General features: G+C 67.4%; 16 protein-coding genes. 5 read left to right on the top strand and 11 right to left on the bottom strand.

Features of this window, described 5'->3' with window-relative positions:
• The first annotated feature begins 7 nt into the window (after positions 1–7).
• Genes MCHUDSM44219_RS10795 through MCHUDSM44219_RS10785 form a run of 3 tightly spaced genes read left to right on the top strand, consistent with a single transcriptional unit; the run spans position 8 to position 4,216 of the window.
• Complete coding sequence (locus MCHUDSM44219_RS10795; protein WP_048418232.1) at positions 8–976, top strand: enoyl-CoA hydratase/isomerase family protein; 969 nt, start codon at positions 8–10, stop codon at positions 974–976.
• The gene (locus MCHUDSM44219_RS10790; protein WP_048418231.1) at positions 969–3,404 is read left to right on the top strand and encodes a CaiB/BaiF CoA-transferase family protein; all 2,436 of its coding nucleotides are present in this window, start codon (positions 969–971) and stop codon (positions 3,402–3,404) included. Before MCHUDSM44219_RS10795 ends, MCHUDSM44219_RS10790 begins: the two co-directional genes overlap by 8 nt.
• Before the next feature lie 5 nt (positions 3,405–3,409).
• A complete protein-coding gene (locus MCHUDSM44219_RS10785) occupies positions 3,410–4,216 on the top strand; it encodes an SDR family NAD(P)-dependent oxidoreductase (protein WP_048418269.1) in 807 nt (268 codons plus the stop codon).
• 1 nt (position 4,217) lies between these two features.
• On the opposite strand, the gene MCHUDSM44219_RS10780 is transcribed toward MCHUDSM44219_RS10785, so the two are convergent.
• Positions 4,218–5,279, bottom strand: coding sequence for an NAD-dependent epimerase/dehydratase family protein (locus tag MCHUDSM44219_RS10780; protein ID WP_048418230.1), 1,062 nt, complete (start codon positions 5,277–5,279; stop codon positions 4,218–4,220).
• A 23-nt stretch (positions 5,280–5,302) separates the two neighbouring features.
• On the opposite strand from MCHUDSM44219_RS10780, the gene MCHUDSM44219_RS10775 reads away from it, so the two are divergent.
• Positions 5,303–6,139: a lysophospholipid acyltransferase family protein gene (locus MCHUDSM44219_RS10775; protein ID WP_048418229.1), complete on the top strand. Its 837-nt coding sequence runs from the start codon at positions 5,303–5,305 to the stop codon at positions 6,137–6,139.
• Positions 6,140–6,144: 5 nt separating this feature from the next.
• Here the strand turns inward: MCHUDSM44219_RS10775 and MCHUDSM44219_RS10770 are convergent, their stop codons facing one another.
• The 4 genes from MCHUDSM44219_RS10770 to MCHUDSM44219_RS10755 all read right to left on the bottom strand — a co-directional run bounded on the left by MCHUDSM44219_RS10770 (position 6,145) and on the right by MCHUDSM44219_RS10755 (position 10,685).
• Entirely contained in the window at positions 6,145–7,578 is a 1,434-nt protein-coding gene (locus tag MCHUDSM44219_RS10770) for a WS/DGAT/MGAT family O-acyltransferase (protein WP_048418228.1), read from the bottom strand.
• A 53-nt stretch (positions 7,579–7,631) separates the two neighbouring features.
• Positions 7,632–8,468 carry a mycofactocin-coupled SDR family oxidoreductase gene (locus tag MCHUDSM44219_RS10765; RefSeq protein WP_048418268.1) on the bottom strand — a complete coding sequence of 279 codons (837 nt, stop codon included), beginning with the start codon at positions 8,466–8,468 and terminating at the stop codon, positions 7,632–7,634.
• Positions 8,469–8,509: 41 nt separating this feature from the next.
• Complete coding sequence (locus tag MCHUDSM44219_RS10760; protein WP_172506378.1) at positions 8,510–9,634, bottom strand: cytochrome P450; 1,125 nt, start codon at positions 9,632–9,634, stop codon at positions 8,510–8,512.
• Between the two features lie 331 nt (positions 9,635–9,965).
• Positions 9,966–10,685: a TetR/AcrR family transcriptional regulator gene (locus MCHUDSM44219_RS10755; protein ID WP_082162147.1), complete on the bottom strand. Its 720-nt coding sequence runs from the start codon at positions 10,683–10,685 to the stop codon at positions 9,966–9,968.
• 139 nt (positions 10,686–10,824) lie between these two features.
• Here MCHUDSM44219_RS10755 and MCHUDSM44219_RS10750 point away from each other — a divergent pair, with 139 nt between their 5' ends.
• On the top strand, positions 10,825–11,607 hold the full coding sequence (locus tag MCHUDSM44219_RS10750; RefSeq protein ID WP_048418226.1) for an enoyl-CoA hydratase: 783 nt from the start codon (positions 10,825–10,827) through the stop codon (positions 11,605–11,607).
• Here MCHUDSM44219_RS10750 and MCHUDSM44219_RS10745 read toward each other — a convergent pair.
• Genes MCHUDSM44219_RS10745 through MCHUDSM44219_RS10720 form a run of 6 tightly spaced genes read right to left on the bottom strand, consistent with a single transcriptional unit; the run spans position 11,604 to position 16,849 of the window.
• On the bottom strand, positions 11,604–12,428 hold the full coding sequence (locus MCHUDSM44219_RS10745) for an acyl-CoA dehydrogenase family protein (RefSeq protein WP_048418225.1): 825 nt from the start codon (positions 12,426–12,428) through the stop codon (positions 11,604–11,606). The genes MCHUDSM44219_RS10750 and MCHUDSM44219_RS10745 overlap by 4 nt on opposite strands.
• A 2-nt stretch (positions 12,429–12,430) precedes the next feature.
• A complete protein-coding gene (locus tag MCHUDSM44219_RS10740) occupies positions 12,431–13,552 on the bottom strand; it encodes an acyl-CoA dehydrogenase family protein (protein ID WP_048418224.1) in 1,122 nt (373 codons plus the stop codon).
• Positions 13,549–13,980 carry a nuclear transport factor 2 family protein gene (locus MCHUDSM44219_RS10735; RefSeq protein ID WP_048418223.1) on the bottom strand — a complete coding sequence of 144 codons (432 nt, stop codon included), beginning with the start codon at positions 13,978–13,980 and terminating at the stop codon, positions 13,549–13,551. Before MCHUDSM44219_RS10735 ends, MCHUDSM44219_RS10740 begins: the two co-directional genes overlap by 4 nt.
• Entirely contained in the window at positions 13,961–15,196 is a 1,236-nt protein-coding gene (locus MCHUDSM44219_RS10730; RefSeq protein ID WP_048418222.1) for a metal-dependent hydrolase family protein, read from the bottom strand. The genes MCHUDSM44219_RS10735 and MCHUDSM44219_RS10730 overlap by 20 nt, the downstream gene beginning before the upstream one ends.
• A complete protein-coding gene (locus tag MCHUDSM44219_RS10725; protein ID WP_048418221.1) occupies positions 15,196–15,540 on the bottom strand; it encodes a hypothetical protein in 345 nt (114 codons plus the stop codon). Before MCHUDSM44219_RS10725 ends, MCHUDSM44219_RS10730 begins: the two co-directional genes overlap by 1 nt.
• Complete coding sequence (locus tag MCHUDSM44219_RS10720) at positions 15,533–16,849, bottom strand: aromatic ring-hydroxylating oxygenase subunit alpha (RefSeq protein ID WP_048418220.1); 1,317 nt, start codon at positions 16,847–16,849, stop codon at positions 15,533–15,535. Before MCHUDSM44219_RS10720 ends, MCHUDSM44219_RS10725 begins: the two co-directional genes overlap by 8 nt.
• Positions 16,850–16,852 lie beyond the last annotated feature (3 nt).

The raw sequence follows: 16,852 nt of genomic DNA, 5'->3' as shown, positions 1-16,852 counted from the left end.
GCAGCCGATGTCGAACACCGGCCGACCTTCGCCCGAGGAGATCATCCTCTACACGAAGGACCCGACGACCAAGATCGCCACGATCACCTTCAATCGACCCGACTACCTCAACGCGCCGACGTCGGCGGCGCGACTGCGGTATGCCGACCTGCTGCGTGCGGCCACCGTCGACAACGACGTCAAGGTGGTCGTCATCCGCGGCGTCGGAGACGATCTCGGCAGTGGCGCGGACCTTCCCGAGTTCATGGAGGGCCGCGACGACCCCTCCGCACGACTGGCCGAGTTGCGGCTCGAGGACGACGGGGTCGGTGACGTCACCTATCCTCCGACGGGCACGTTCCGCAACGGCGCGACGATCAGCGCCTGGTATGCCAACGTGGCGGCCGGCAACCGTCCGCTGCAGGAGCTGAAGAAGATCAGCATCGTCGAGGCCAAGGGATACTGCTACGGCTGGCACTTCTATCAGTGCGCGGACGCTGATCTCGTGATCTCCTCGCAGGACGCACTGTTCGGGCATCCGTCCTTCCGCTACTACGGCTGGGGCCCCCGGATGTGGACATGGGTGCAGATGATGGGACTGCGCAAGTTCCAGGAGATGGTGTTCACCGGCAGGCCGTTCACCGCGGCCGAGATGTACGACTGCAATTTCCTGAACAAGGTCGTGCCCAGAGAGCAGCTCGAAGCCGAGGTGGACAAGTACGCGCGGTCCTGCGCGCGCAATCGCCCTGTCGACACGGTGTTCCAGCAGAAGATGTTCTTCGAGATCTTCAAGCAGCAGCAGGGCGAGTACATGGGCAGCCTGCTGGCAGCCTTCTTCGAATCCATGGGCAGCGGTGCGGTCAACGACGGCGACGACTTCGACATGAACGAGGCGATCCAACGGGGGCTCGGCGAGGCCGTCAACGACAACGACCTCAGGTTCCCTCCCGAGTTCCGGCTCAGCAAGTCCAACCGCGCCCGGGACGGCGATGCCTGAGCATCCGCTGTCCGGATACGTCGTCGTCGACTTCTCCAGCGGCATCGCGGGCGCCTACTGCACGAGGCTGCTGGCCGACGGCGGTGCCGAGGTCGTGAAAGTCGAACCACCGGAGGGTGATCCGCTGCGGTCGTGGTCGGCGTCCGGTGCCGACATCGGCGAGGGCAACGACGGCGCTCTGTTCTCCTACCTCGCCTGCACCAAACACAGTGTGGTGGCCGATCCCGATGCAGATACCGAGTTCGTCGACACCCTGCTCGCCGGCGCGGACGCGGTGGTGTGGTCGCGCGGCCCGGGCATCGCCGGCGCTCCCGGGTTCGGGCCCGTCGACATCCACCGCAGACATCCGCACCTGACGGTCACCGCGATCACGCCGTTCGGCCTGGACGGACCCTGGAAAGACCGGCCTGCCACGGAGTTCACGCTGCAGGCATGGTCGGGCGGGATCGTCGGCCTCGGCCGCGGCACACCCGACCGCGCGCCGGTCCACGTCGGCGGGCAGGTCGGTGACTACCTGGCCGGCGCCTACGCGAGCGCTGCCACGTTGGCGTCGCGGATGCGGGGCGGGGCCGAGCTGATCGACCTGTCGATGCTGGAGACGTCGATCCTCGGCCTGACCTACTATCCCGTCACCTATTTCGCGATGCTCGGCAGGCCGTGGCGCGACGCACGGCGGCTGACGGTGCCCGGCATCGCACGGGCCAAGGACGGTCTCGTCGACATCGGCTGCGGCACCGCCCAGCAGTGGTTCGACCTGTGCGCGATGACCGGCCACGTCGAGTGGATCGACGAGGAGTCGCCGCTGACCATCACCCAGCAGGCCACCGAACACGCCGACGAACTGTACGCGTGGGTGGCGGACCAGACGGTGGACGAGATCCGGGACCTCGCCACCGCGTTCCGGATCCCCAACGCGCCGGTCGCCAACGGCGCCAACGTCGCACGGCTCGACCACTATGTCGAGCGCGGGTCGTTCGTCGTGAATCCGCGCGACGGATTTACCCAGCCGGGCCAGCCTTACCGCATGGCCCCTGCGGCGCTCCGGCCGCCGGCGCCCGCCCCGCGCCTCGGCGAACACACCGAGGCCCACCGCTCGCGGAATAGCATTCCGGGTCGCGATCCGGGCGATTCCACAGCCCGGAATGCGCTTCCGCGGCGGGAGGTGCCCCCGGTTCCGCGGCGGGAGGGGCTGCCGTGTGCGGGGCTGCGGGTGATCGACATGACGACCTTCTGGGCCGGCCCGAGCTGTACCCACCTGCTGGCGATGCTGGGTGCCGACGTCATCCACGTCGAATCCACCCGGCACCCGGACGGGACCCGGCTGATCGCCGGCATCCCCGCCACCGAAGAGCTGTGGTGGGAGCGCTCGCCGATCTTCTCGGCCCTGAACACCGACAAGCGCGGCGTGACGCTGAACCTGCAGCACCCGACCGGCCGAGAACTGCTCGGAAGGCTGATCGCGACCGCCGACGTCGTCGTGGAGAACTTCACCCCGCGCGTGCTCGAGACCATGGGGCTGACCTACGACGCGGTCAAGGCCATCAAGCCCGACATCGTCATGGCCCGCATGCCCGGGTTCGGGCTCGACGGTCCGTGGCGCGACAACCCCGCCTTCGCCTATGTCATCGAGGCGGCCGCCGGGATCAGCTGGCTCACCGGCTATCCCGACCTCAATCCCTTCGAGCCCTACTCGGTCGGCGACCCCAACGCCGGGATCCATGCGCTCAACGCGATCCTGCTGGCGCTCGAACACCGCCGTGAGACCGGCGAGGGTTCGCTGGTCGAGGCGGCGATGGTCGACGCGGCGCTGGCCGTCGCCGCCGAGCAGGTGATCGAGTACTCGGCCTACGGAGCGCTGCTGCAGCGCGCGGGCAATCGTGGACCGTGCGCGGCGCCGCAGAACCTCTACCGCACCAACGAGACCGACGAGTTCGGCCGCGCCGACACCTGGGTGGCGCTTGCCGTGGAGACCGACGCACAGTGGGAGGGTCTGCGCGAGGCGCTGGGCAGCCCGTCGTGGGCGATGTCCGACGAGTTGAGAACCGCCCCTGGCAGGCGCGCCCAGCACGATCTTCTGGACCGTCACCTGGCGCGGTGGTGCGGCGACCGCGCCGGCGACGACATCGTGACGACGCTGTGGGACCACGGCGTTCCGGTCGCCAAGGTCATGCAGCCACACCGACAGACGGAACTGCCGCAGCTGTCGGCGCGCGGGTTCTTCGAGACGGTCCCACACCCGGTGAACCCGCCGGCGCCGCACGGCACGCTGCCATTCCGCCTCAGCCGGGGTCCCGAACGCGTGCACACCACGCCGGCTCCGCTTCTGGGCGAGCACAACGCGGATGTGCTGCGCGAACTCGGACTCGACGACGACGAGATCGGTCGCCTCGAGGCCGACGGCATCATCGGTACCACGATCGCCCGGTGACCGTCATGCCCATCGCGCCGTCGGACATCCTGCTCACCGGCCGGGTCGTCGTGGTCACCGGTGGTGGGGCCGGCATCGGGCGCGGAATCGCCCGGGGCCTGGCGGCTTTCGGTGCCTCGGTGGCGATCTGGGAGCGCGACCCCGATACCTGCGCGGCGGCGGCCGACGAGGTCGGCGGCCTCGGCGTCGTCGTCGACGTGCGCGACGCAGAGGCGGTCGATGCTGCGCTCGCCCGCACCGAGGCCGAGCTGGGGATCGTCTCGATACTGGTCAACAATGCCGGCGGAACGTTCTGGTCGCCGCTGCTGGAGACAACCGAGAACGGCTGGGATGCGTTGTATCGCAGCAATCTTCGCCATGTGCTGCTCTGCACGCAGCGGATCGCACGTCGGCTCGTGGCCGCGGAGATGCCGGGAAGCGTCGTGAACATCACCTCGATCGAGGGCGTGCGTGCCGCGCCGGGTTACGCCGCCTACGCGGCCGCGAAAGCCGGCGTGATCACGTACACCAAGACCGCGTCGTTCGAGCTGGCGCCCCACGGCATCCGGGTCAACGCGCTCGCGCCCGATCTGACCTTGACCGAGGGCCTGGCCGGCCTCGCTGCCGGGGAACTCACCGAGGACATCGGCGCAGGTGTCCCCCTGCGCCGAGCCGGGACCGTCGACGAGATGGCCTCGGCCGCGGTCTTTCTCGCGTCGGACATGTCGTCCTACATCACCGGCCAGACGCTCCACGTCGACGGAGGCACCGACGCCGCGGGCGGCTGGTACTTCCACCCGCGTACCGGAGCGTCGACGCTGGGACCCGCCTGACCTAGGAGTCCGGCGACGGGTCGCCCAGCTTGCGCCGGACCGCGCCCCACGGGTCGGCGTACTGCCCTGGCTGCTTCCAGTAGGCCGCGCGACGCTGCAGGACAGCCTTCACCAGCGGCGCAGCCAGTGGCAGCACATACCGTGCCGGCCCGGCCCGCCTGGCCGCCTCGTCGAGCATGTCCTGCCACGAATGGTGCTGGAAATTCAGCGCTTCCTGCGCTCGAGTGGTGTCCATCCAGTCGGTGACGAACCAGTCCTCGTCGCTGTCGGGATCGCCCTTGCGCCCGGTGGGCAGTCCGTTTCTCAGTCCTCGTGCCGCGGCCAGCGCCGGGCCGACCTGGCCCTGCAGCACGCGGTGGGAATCGTCGCCGGCGATCAACAGGATTTCGCCGACCACATCGGCGGTGGTCGCTGCGGCAAACGCCCACGCGACATCGCGCACGTCGACGGTGTGCAACCTGCCGTCGGTGGGCAGCGTGCTCTCGAAGTACAGCGCGTCCATCGAGAACGGAATGGCGTTGGGGTCGACGCTGAGCACGCCACCCAGGCGCAGCACCACCCAGTTCAGGGACGAGGACCGGACGATCGCCTCGGCCTCGGCCTTGTGGGCGCTGTAGAGGTCGGAGTGCTTCATCGGCATGTCGGCGGTGACCGGGCCGGTGGCGCGATGCGGGTTGCGAGCCCCGTACACCGCGTTGCTCGACGCCTGAACGAATCGTGGGGGAGCGGGCTGGGATTCGGCGATCTGTACCAGGGTGGCCGTGGCATCGACGTTGACCCGCCGGGCCAGAGCGCGATTCTTGTAGATCCCCGGTGGGATGATCGCGGCGAGGTGGACGATGACCTCCGGCGCGACCCCGGCGACCAGGCGCCCGGTCTGCTCGGCGTCGGTCAGGTCGGCCCAGTGCACCGTGACGCCCGCGGGAAGTTGTTCTGCGGCCGTGCGGTTGGCCGGCGTGTCGAGGTCGGCGACCACCACGGTGCGGCCGAGTTCGGCCAGACGTCGTACGGTCGCGGAACCGACGAGCCCGAACCCTCCGGTGACCAGCACCGTTCCCGGCATCCGAGCTCCCCTCACCTGCGAATATGACATTCTCCGAAAGCGAGAGTAGCATCTCCGGAACAATGGCCGAGGAGCAGGCCGAGACGGCCAAGTGGGATCCGGCACTCGCCCGGCAGATCACGGCGCGGGTGGCGCCGCTGATCAAACGATACTTCCGTGCCGAAGTCCGCGGGCTGGAGGCGATGCCCGCCACCGGTGGCGCGCTCGTGGTCTCGAATCACTCCGGCGGCATGCTCACGCCCGATGTCCTGGTCTTCGCGCCGGAGTTCTACAAGCGGTTCGGCTTCGAACGCCCGTTGTACACCCTGGCGCACTACGGCGTCTTCCTCGGTCCGCTCGGCGATGTCCTGCGGCGTGCCGGCGTCATCGAGGCCAGTCGTGAGAACGCCGCCAAGGCACTGCGTTCCGGCGCGATCGTGCTCGTCTTCCCCGGCGGCGACTACGACTCCTACCGCCCGACCTCGACCGCCAACGTGGTCGACTTCGCCGGCCGGACCGGCTATGCACGCACCGCGATCGAAGCGGGCGTTCCGATCGTGCCGGTGGTCTCGATCGGTGCGCAGGAAACCCAGATGTTCCTGGCGCGCGGCGACGGCATCGCCCGCCGGATCGGCCTGACCCGTGCACGGATGGAGATCCTGCCCGTGAGCATCGGGTTCCCGTTCGGTCTCTCGGTGATCTTCCCGCCCAACATCCCTCTGCCGTCGAAGATCGTCACGCGCGTGCTGACACCCATCGACGTCGCGGCGGAGTTCGGCGACGATCCGAACATCGACGAGGTCGACCTGCACGTGCGGGCGGTGATGCAGGCGGCGCTCGACGAGTTGGCGCGCGAGCGGCGCTTCCCGATCCTCGGCTGACCGGCTCAGCCGACGGTCGCCGGCGGCATCGCGGTTGCGACGCTCCTCGGCGGCGTCAGTCCGCAGGCCCGACGCAGGTCGCCGAAGGCGTGCACCATCGCGTCGGTCGCCTCGTGCGGGTCGGTGAAGGTCGAGTCGTCGGAGAGCACAGCGATATCGAGTTGATCGACATAACTCCACACCGTCATGTTGAAGGCGCTGCCGGCCGACAGCACGCCGACCGAATAGATCTCGCTGACCGGCGCGCCGCCGATGTGGCCGCGTTGCCGCGGTCCGGGCACGTTCGAGATCGCCACGTTCATCAGCCGGTTGTGGTCGGCACGCGTGGACTGCGCGCGAAACAGTGCCGGCGCCAACGGTGGTGGCAGGTACTCGAGCATCCGGCCCTGCAGCGTGGGACCCAGCAGGTCGTTCACCTCCTTGGCGCGCGTGCTGGCCACGGAGGTGAGCTCGACGCGCCGCAGCGGATCCGCGACGTGCACCGGCAGGGAGACCATCATGCCGCCGATCTCGTTGCCGGTGACCCTCTCGGTGGACTTGTCGGTGGCGACGGGCACCGTCGCCATGATGGGGCGATCCGCGTGACCGTCATAGCGCAGCAACAGCTCCCGCAGGCCGCCCGCCGCGACGGACAGCACGACGTCGTTGAACGTCACCGACAGCGTCCTGGCCGTCTCCTTCACCTCGGCGAGCGACACTGTGGCGGTGGCGAAGGTGCGCACCGGCGAGACCACATGATTGAGAAAGGTCGACGGCGCGTTGAAAGGCTTGGCGAGGTCGGGATCGTCGCGGCGATCCCGGGTTCGCTGACGCAGCCGCGCGACACCGCGGGCGGCGTCGGCAACCAGTCCGGGTAGTCGGGCCATGTTGTGAATGTGGTCGAGCTGCGCCTCCCAGAGCAGTTGCCCTGCCGACGGCGCCTCACAGCTCTGCGGAGGCTCGTCGCGCTCGTCCTGGGCAGGTCCGGCCAGATCCATCAGCCGCGCAAGCAGATTCGCCGAGGCGACACCGTCGGCGAGTGTGTGATGGACCTTGCCGATGAGCGCGAAGCGCTTCGCAGCCATCCCCTCGGCGAAATGGAACTCCCACAGCGGCCGGCTGCGGTCCAGCGGCGTGCTGGCGATCTCGCCGATCACCCGGTCGAGTTCGCGCCGACCGCCGGGCGCAGGCACGCGCACACGGCGCAGGTGGTAGTCGAGATCGACCGGGCAGTCCTGCAACCACATCGGATGATGCAGCCGCCACGGGATGTCGACGAGGCGGTAGCGCAACGGTTCCAGCAGATGAAGTCGCCGGGCGACGGTGCGCCGGAACGCCTCGAATCCGTAGTCGCCGTCGTAGTCCGCGGCGTCGATGACGGCGACCTTCAGCGTGTGCGTGTGCAGATTCGGTGTCTCGCTGTACAACAACATGGCGTCCATGCCGTTGAGGCGCTTCATGGAAGACATGCAACCACTCGGGCGTCATGATCAACGCCGATTCGCCGCCGCGGTCACTTCAGACAGCTGCCTCCGTCGACGGGAAGGGTGACACCGGTGACGAACCGCGCCTCGTCGGAGGCCAGGAACAGCACGGCGTTGGCGATGTCCTCCGGTTCGACCCAGCCGATGGGCAGGGTGTGCATCAGCTGACCGACGACCTTCATGTCCTCCGGCCCCGGGTTCTCCAGGTCGGGCCGGAACAGTTTCATCGTGGGCTCGTTCATGAACAGCGGGGTGTTCACGTTGGTGGGATGGACTGAGTTGACGCGGATGTTGTGCGCACCGAGTTCCACCGCGAACGTCCTCATCAGGCCGACGACACCGTGTTTCGCGGCGACGTAGTGCCCGGTGTGCGGGTAGGCCTTCAAGCCGCCGACCGAACTGGTCAGGACGATCGAACCGCCGTTGCCGCCGGCCAGGATGTGCGGCACACCGGCCTTGACGGTCTTCCACACTCCGGACAGGTTCACGCCGATCATGTCGTCCCAGTCCGGCTCACCGGTCTCGTGCAGCAGCTGGCCGCCGTTGCCGATGCCCGCATTGGCGACGATGATGTCGAGCTTGCCGAACTCCTCGACACCGGCGTCGACGGCGCTCTTGAGAGCGGCGAAGTCACGCACGTCGACCTCGGCCGTGTGGACGCGACCGCCGGCGTTCTTGACCAGGTCCGCGGTTTCCGCCAGGTCCTCGGAGGTGGACAGCGGGATCCGCACCGTGTCGATCTGCCGGCAGATGTCCACGGCGATGATGTCGGCGCCCTCTTGCGCCAGCCGCACAGCATGGGCCCGGCCTTGTCCGCGCGCGGCTCCGGTGATGAAGGCGACCTTGCCTTCGACGCGTCCCGTCATGGTCATCAATCCTTCTGTGTCGTAACGTCAGCGAGGGGTCGTCAGGGGATGAAGGTGGGCATGGACTGCCAGCCGCGGACGGCGGTGGTCTGGGACGGGACGGCGCGAGACCAGTCCACCTCCCAGGTCGGGAAACGCTTGAGGATCTCCTCGAGCGCGATCCGGCCCTCGAGGCGCGCCAGAGCGTTGCCCATGCAGAAATGTGTCCCGGCGCCGAACGTCATGTGCGACCGCAGCTCTCGGTGGATGTCGAACACGTCGCCGTCGGGCGGGAAGCGCCGGTGGTCGCGGTTTGCCGCACCCATCAGCAGCAGGATCGCGCTGCCCTCCGGCACGGTCTGTCCGTAGTACTCGGTGTCGCGGGTGACGTACCGGGCCACCTGCAGCGCGGGCGGCTCCCACCGCAGGATCTCTTCGATCGCCTGGGGGATGAGCGAGGGATCCTCGACGAGTTGACGACGCTGGTCGGGGTGCTCGGCCAGCGTCTTGCCCGCCCAGCCGATGAGTCGCGTCGTCGTCTCGGCGCCCGCCGTGGCGATCACCGTCAGATACATCAGCAGCTCGTCTCGGCGCAACCGGCGCACGGTGCCGGTCTCGTCGGTGAACTCGACGTTGAGTAGGTCGGTCATGATGTCGTCGGAGGGGTGCTCGGTGCGGTAGTCGATGAATTCCGCGAAAACCTCACCCGTGGCCCACTGCCCGATCTCCGTGCTCTGCAGCGTCGCCTCGCCGTGGTCGGTCACCCGGCGCTGGTCAGCCTCGGGGATGCCCAACAGCATGCCGATGACACGCATGGGCATCTGCTCGCCCAGGTCGTTGACGAAGTCGAATCGGCCGGAGCCGATCAGCGGGTCGAGGCAGCGCGCCGTGAACTCGCGGATCCGCGGCTCGAGTGCGAGCACCTTGCGGGGGGTGAACATGCGCGACAACAGATTGCGATGGATGTTGTGGATCGGCGGATCCTCGAAGATCAGGGTGCCCGGCGGAATCTCCATGCCCGACTTGATGATCTCGAGCAGGGCGCCGCGGCCGGAGATGAACGTGCTGTGGTCGATCAGCGCCTTGTTGACGTCGTCGAACCGGCTCAGCGCGTAGAAGTCGTGCCTGACGTTGTGGTACAGCGGCGCTTCCTCGCGCAGGCGCGCGAACACCGGGTAGGGGTTCATGTTGAGGTCGACACTGTAGGGGTCGTAGTACAGCTCCCCGGCGGTCTCGGCGTCCTGGACGTCGGGGTTCTCGGCACTGATCGTCACGGTGTCCCTCTCGCTGACCACGTCTCTGCGTAAGACATCGGGCTGCAATGTGTCTCACACTCTGACATCGCATGCGGTGGGGTGTCAATCACCGACTCGCTCTGAGCGAGCGTGACTCTCAAAAAGAAGAACAAGCTTCTCGACGACGTCTCAGAGAACGGCCGCGGCGTGACAGCAGAAGGAGGTTCTGTCAAGCGCCCGTGCTTGTCGGCACGAGTGGAGAGTGAGGTTCTCGAGGCCCCGGTCAGTCGGCGGCGAAGCCGTGGGCGCAGAAGTCCCACACCTCGTCGGCCGTGATCGGGTGCGCGGCGCCCTCGCCGACGTCCCCGCTCGACTGGGCGACGAACATCACGGTCTGCATGGTGATGGCCGCCATGCGCTTGGGGTTGACACCGTCGCGAAGCAGGCCCGCGGCTCCGGCATCCTCCATCAACTCGGTCAGGAGCGCCAGAAGCGGCGCATGGGCGACCTTGACCTCGGAGGGGTGGGACACCAGCAGTCGCGGAGCGAAATCGGTGAAGAGCGGCCGCTTGGCGGCCGGATCGGGTCGCGAGGACTCGAACAGCAGGGAGATCGCCACTTTGAGCCGCTCGAGGGGATCCTCCTGGCCGGCGGTCGCGGCGCGGATCTGTTCCGCCGAACGGCTCAGCGCGTCTTCGAAGAGCGCGAGCAGGAGTTCGTGCTTGCCGTCGAACTGGAGATAGAAGCTGCGCAACGACTGGCGGGAGCGGTCGACGACCTCCTGCACCGTGAAGTCGGTGCTGCCCTTCTCGATGATGATCGCCTGTGCGGCGTCGAGGAATCGTTGGACCCGCTGAGCGGCGCGCAACTTGGCGGTTTTGATCGAACGCTCGACCGCCCGCTGCTTCCAGGCCGGCTCCTCGCTGGCGCTGGTCACCGGCGGCTCAGACGCAGGCCGACTGGGAAGAACATGAACTGACTGTACCGGAGAACGCCGTGACATAGCGGTCTAGGACCCCCTCTCGGCCGACGTGTCAGAGATTGTAACTTCCTCACCACGAGAATAGTATTCTCATTTTGGTGATAACAGAAGGCCCAGTCTTCCCTGCGATACCGGGCTTCCCGAGACCCGAGGACGGGCCATGTACATCGACTACGACGTGACCGACACCATTGCGACGATCACCTTGAACCGGCCCGAGGCGGCCAACGCGCAGAACCCCGAGCTGCTCGACGAACTCGATGCAGCATGGACGCGGGCGGCCCAGGATCCAGGCGTCGCGGTGATCGTGCTGCGCGCCAACGGCAAACACTTCTCCGCGGGTCACGATCTGCGTGGCGGCGGACCGGTGCCGGACAAGATCACGTTGGAGTTCATCATCGAGCACGAGGCGCGACGCTACCTCGAATACACCTTGCGCTGGCGCAATGTTCCGAAGCCGTCGATCGCTGCGGTGCAGGGCCGCTGCATCTCGGGGGGTCTGCTGCTGTGCTGGCCCTGCGATCTGATCGTCGCGGCCGACGACGCGCAGTTCTCCGATCCGGTGGTCCTGATGGGTATCGGGGGTGTCGAATACCACGGGCACACGTGGGAATTGGGGCCGCGCAAGGCCAAGGAGATTCTGTTCACCGGACGTGCGATGACGGCCGAGGAGGTGCTGGCCACCGGCATGGTGAACAAGGTGGTGCCCCGCGCCGAGCTCGACAGCCAGACCTGGGCGCTGGCCGAACAGATCGCGAAGATGCCGCCGTTCGGGCTGCGGCAGGCCAAGCGCGCGGTGAACCAGACGCTGGACGTGCAGGGCTTCTACGCCGCGATCCAGTCGGTGTTCGACATCCACCAGACCGGGCACGGCAACGCGCTCAGTGTCGGGGGATGGCCGGTGCTGGTGGATCTCGAGCACATGAAGGCCAACATCACCTAGAGGTCGGCCAGGCGCGGTGCCGAACCGCGGGCCCGCAGGCCTGCGCCGGCCCGGCGGGTGAGTTCCCGTGAGCTGCCCAGTAATCCGTCCAGCACCAGCACCCGCTCGACGTGATGGTGCAGCTCGTGTTCGGCGGTGAAGCCGATGCCGCCGAGCACCTGCTGACAGTTCTTCGCGGCGATCAGTGCCGCCTTGCCCGCGGCCGCCTTGGCGAGCAGCGCGGTCAGATCGGGGTTGTCCACGGCGGGCAGGCTCAACGTCGCCTCGGCGCCCTCGATGGCCACGAGCGTTTCGGCCAGCCGGTGCCGGACCGCCTGGAAGCCGGCGATCGGTTTGCCGAACTGGACCCGGTCCAGCGCGTGCCGCCGAGCCAGCGCCACCATCGCCCGCGCGGAGCCCACCAGCCACCAGCCCACTGCCACCCGTGCCTCGGCCAGCCGGATCGGATAGCCCTCCTCCTCACGACGCAACGGCAGACCGCCCAGTGTCGGCTCGGCGGTGGCCGGGCTGATGCGGTCCCACACCACCCACGTGTTACCGGCGTACGGCAGGGGCAGTTCGACGGTGTCGCCGATCGTGTTGCCGGTGGCATGCAGCACGACGTCGACGAGTACCGAGGCGTGCGTGCCCGTTTCGCCGAGGAGCCGGAACACCAGCGGCACCGCGACCTCCGGCGTGTCCGTGAGCATGTCGGCCCAGCCCAGTTCCGCCAGGCCGGCGTCGAGCTTCGGGCCCGACGCCGACAGCATGGTCGTGCGCAGCGCGGCCTCCAGCATGTCGAGTGACTCGCGGTCCAGCGCGTCGTCGATTCCGGTGGTCATGGTCACTCCTTGCCGAGATCGAGCAGACGGCGCGCGATGATGTTGCGCTGCACTTCGGCCGTGCCGCCGTAGATGGTGGCCGCGCGCGAGTACAGATACTCGGTGCGCCAGGGGGTGTCGTCGAGCTCGACGACACCCGGGAGCAGATCGCGTGCGGTGTCGTAGAGCCGCTGCTCGGCAGTGGCCAGCAGCACCTTGTCCACCGAGGTGTCGGGTCCGAGTTTGTGCCCGGCGGCGAGCCGGTGCTGGGTGGCCCTCGACCGGCAGCGCAGGGTGTGCAGCGCCAGATACGTCTCACCCATGTCCGAGTCCACGGCCTGACCCTGCGCCTTCACCTCGGCGATCAACGCGTCGAACCGTGAGTACAGGTAGGCGATGCGCTGCCAGAAGCAGGTGGAGCGTTCGTAGGGAAGCAGATCCATCGCCAGCCGCCAGCCGTCGCCGGGTGCGCCCAGCATCCGGCTGGGGTCCACGACGACGTCGTCGAAGTAGACCTCGCAGAATTCGTCGACGCCGTGCATGGTGCGCAGCGGACGTATGGTGATCCCCGGGGTGTCGAGGTCGACGAAGAACGCGGTGATGGCCTCGTGGTTCGGCACATCCGGACCGCCGGTCCGGGTGAGTAGTACGCACCGGCGGGAGAACTGCGCGAAGCTCGTCCACACCTTCTGGCCGTTGACGATCCAGTCGTCCCCACGCGGTGCGGCGCGAGTGGTCAGCGACGCGAGATCGCTTCCCGACCCAGGTTCTGAAAACCCTTGGCACCACATCTCTTCTCCGCTGAGCAACTTGGGCACCATCTCGGCGGCGAGCGCGGGGGAGGCGTAGTCGATCATGGTCGGCGCCAGCACGTCGAGCATCGAATAGGGTCCCGGCTCGACCAGCCGACGGCCCACCACCTCCTCGCCGACGATGGCGCGCAGGATGGCGGGGCCGCCGAGTCCGCCGGCGTGCTCGGGCCAGCCGTAGCGGTTCCACCCGGCGTCGTACAGGGCGCGCTGCACCCGGGCGAACTGGCGTAGGTGTCCGTCGAGTGAATGGTCGTCGGCCGGGCTCAGATCGTTCTCGCTCAGCCACGCCACCAGGTGCGTCCGGAACGTCGCCGGATCGTGGAGGTCGTTCATCCCGCTTCGGGCCTCCCGATCGCGTGCGGGCGTCCGGAGTCGTGGTCGCCGTTGCGCCGGATGAACGTCATCGCCCGGGTGCGCAGCCGCCACCCGTCGTCGGTGCGGACATAGGTGTCGTTGTAGTAGCCGATGCGCATGTCGTGTGTGCTGTGCTCGACGAAGCACAACGGTTGGGTTCCGGTCGCACCGTCGGCGCCTTCGACGAGGTCGACGAGCGCGGTGCCGGTCATGAAGAGACCCTTGGGCGCCGCGTCGACCAGAACCGGGAACCTGTTGAGCGTGTAGGTCTCACCGAATGCGCTGTAGGTCCCGTCCGGCGTGAAGACCTCGACCAACCCGTCGATGTCACCCTGGGTGATGGTGACGGCGTACTTGGCGAGGAGCTGCTGGATCTCGACCAGATCCTCAGTTCGCGTTGGTGTCATTCTTGTAGACCTTACCGCCCTTCATTACAAAAGAAACATCGCGTGTAACGCCGATGTCGGCGAGCGGGTCCCCGGGCACCGCGATGATGTCGGCCAGGTAACCCTCGGCGATGCGGCCCAGCGAACCCGATCTGTCGATCAGGTCCGCGGCGACCACGGTCGCCGCCCGCAGGACCGCGTCGGGAGGCATGCCCCAGTCGACGAGCGTGACGAGTTCGTCGGCGTTCTTGCCGTGTGGGATCGCCGGGGCGTCGGTGCCGACCGCGATCTTCACCCCCGCCTCGTAGGCTGCCTTGATCGACGTACGTGCCTTCGGGAACATCTCGGCTGCCTTGTCCTGCAGCTCTTTCGGCGCCTTCGACACATCCATGGACTCGGCGAGCCGCCGGGTGGTGACCAGGAAGCGGTCGTTGTCGACCAGCATCTGGATGGCTTCGTCGTCCATCAGGAATCCGTGCTCGATGCAGTCGATCCCGCACGCGACCGCATGCTTGACCGCTTCGGCGCCATGGGTGTGCGCGGCGACCCGCAACCCCCGCCGGTGCGCCTCGTCGACGATGACGCGCAGTTCCTCGTCCGAATAGTGTTGTGCCCCGGCTTCTCCGGTCAGCGACATGACACCGCCCGAACAACAGACCTTGATCAGCTGTGCGCCGTGCTTGATCTGGTAGCGCACCGCCTTGCGGATCTCGTCGACCCCGTTGGCGATGCCCTCCTCGATCGTCAACTCGAGCACACCGGGCATGAACGCCGCGAACATCGTCGGGTCGAGGTGTCCGCCCGTCGGGGTGATCGCATGGCCGGCCGGAATGACGCGCGGGCCTTCGATCAAGCCGCCGTCGATGGCCTTCGACAGTGCGACGTCGAGCAGATAGCCGCCGGTCTTGACGAACAACCCGAGGTTGCGCACCGTGGTGAACCCGGCGCGCAGCGTGCGGCGCGCATTGCCGACCGCGCGCAGAACGCGGGTGGGAGGATCGTCCTGCACCTGGGACAGGCCGGGGTTCTCCCCGCGCCCGCCCATCAGCAGGTTGACCTCCATGTCCATCAGACCGGGTAGCAGGATGGCGTCGCCGAGGTCGAGGACGTCGGCGTCCGAGGCGATCTCGCCGCCCACGGAGACGATCCGGCCGTCATCGACCGTGACGATGCCCGGACGGATGATCTCCCCGGCGTCGACGTCGAGCAGGCCCGCGGCGGTGAGGGTCAGCGGCACTAGACCACCGGCTCCTTGATGATCTCGACCCAGGCTGCACCGCTGTCGAGGACACGCGGTTGCTTCCAGACCTCGATCGGGAACGACACCATCACCACGGACTGCATCAGGTGCATCAGGTTCTTGGCGTCCTCGGGCATATCGTGCAGCGGAAATCGGGCGTCCAGGTAGACCATCGCGTCCTCGAGCCGGGCCAGACCCGCGTCGTAGAGCTCCTGCATCTCGCTCATCGTCGAGGCGAGCCGCTTGGCGTAGCGCTCCGGTTCGGTCGCCAGGCACCAGTCGGTGAAGCGCTCCAGATCGGCGAACTCGGCGGGAAGCGCCGCGGTCGTGGTCTCAGACATGGGCGGTGCTCCCGTTCGTGGCGGCCTTGGTCAGGCCGTTCTGTTCCTTGTACTCGTCAACGTAGCGGTGCGCGGTGAGATGGAGATGGCGAAGTAGGACTTCCTGGTCGCACAGCGGGAATTCGGTGACCGCGCGAGTGCCGACCTGGGTCTGCGTCGCCTCGAGAGTGTTGGCGTCCTGCAGCGCGTACTCCTTGAACGTCACCGCCGCCAGCTCCTGGGAGAGCCGCTGGCGGGTGTTCTTCGGGGGGACGAAGTACAGGCTCGCCTCGAAGATGTGGGTGTCCACTCCCGTGGGCCAGTAGTGATAGGTCAGGTACCAGCCCGGAGCCCAGATCAACAGCGTGAAGTTCGGGAAGAACTCGAAAGAGTCCTGGCCCCAGAAGGGTTGGCGCGAAGGATTGATCGCCGGGGGCAACTCGTCGGCGGCGACCCCCTTGATGTCCGGCCGGTCCCACGGGCCGAACAGTCCGCTGTGCAGGATCCGCTCGATCGGCTTGACCATGCTCTCGTCCTTGGGCGGCGACATGCCTCCCCAGGAGGAGATCATCGAGTGCTGGCCCTTGATGTCGTAATGCAGTGCCTCGAAACCGATCTTGGCGAGCTTCTCCGCCTCCTCCTTGACGGCCTGCTTCATGTGCAGCACCGGGGCGTGGTAGAACTCGGTGAACGCGTCGATGAACAGCTTCCAGTTGGCCCTGATCTCCGAGCGATAGCTGTAGACCTCCGTCATCTCGTGGAACGGATAGCCCTCCAGGCCCTTCGCGAAATCGCCGAGGTAGTCGATCAGCGGTTCGGCGTCGTCGTCGAAGTTGACGAAGATGAAGCCTTCCCAGACCTCGCAGCGCACCGGCTTGAGTCCGTAGTCGGCCTTGTCCACGTCGAAGAACTCGTCCTCCTGCTGGATGAAGGTGAGGTCGCCGTTGAGGGCGTAGCGCCACGCGTGGTACTTGCAGGTGAACTGCCGGCACGCTCCCGAGACCTCCTCGCCCGGATAGTCGTTCCAGACGAGCTTGTTTCCCCGGTGCCGGCACAGGTTGTAGAACGACCGGACGACGCCGTCCTTGTCCTTGACGATGATGATCGACGTCCCAGGTCCGACCGAGGGCATCTCGCGGGTGAAGTAACTGCCCACCTTGGGCAGCCGCTCCACGCGGCCCACGTTCAGCCAGCACTTGCGGAAAATGGCCTGCTGCTCCAGTTTCCAGTGCTCCGGGTCGATCGAGTCCGTGTAGTCGACCGGTGCGGTGCCCAGTTCCGGCCAGTTCTCGGTCCAGCTCCCGGCAGCAGGCTTGGGGAAGTGTGCCATGGA

It is taken from the genome of Mycolicibacterium chubuense (assembly GCF_001044255.1).
Classification (GTDB): Bacteria; Actinomycetota; Actinomycetes; order Mycobacteriales; family Mycobacteriaceae; genus Mycobacterium; species Mycobacterium chubuense.
The sequence above is the reverse complement of the archived record's forward strand: the minus strand, read 5'-3'. Positions and strand labels throughout refer to the sequence as shown.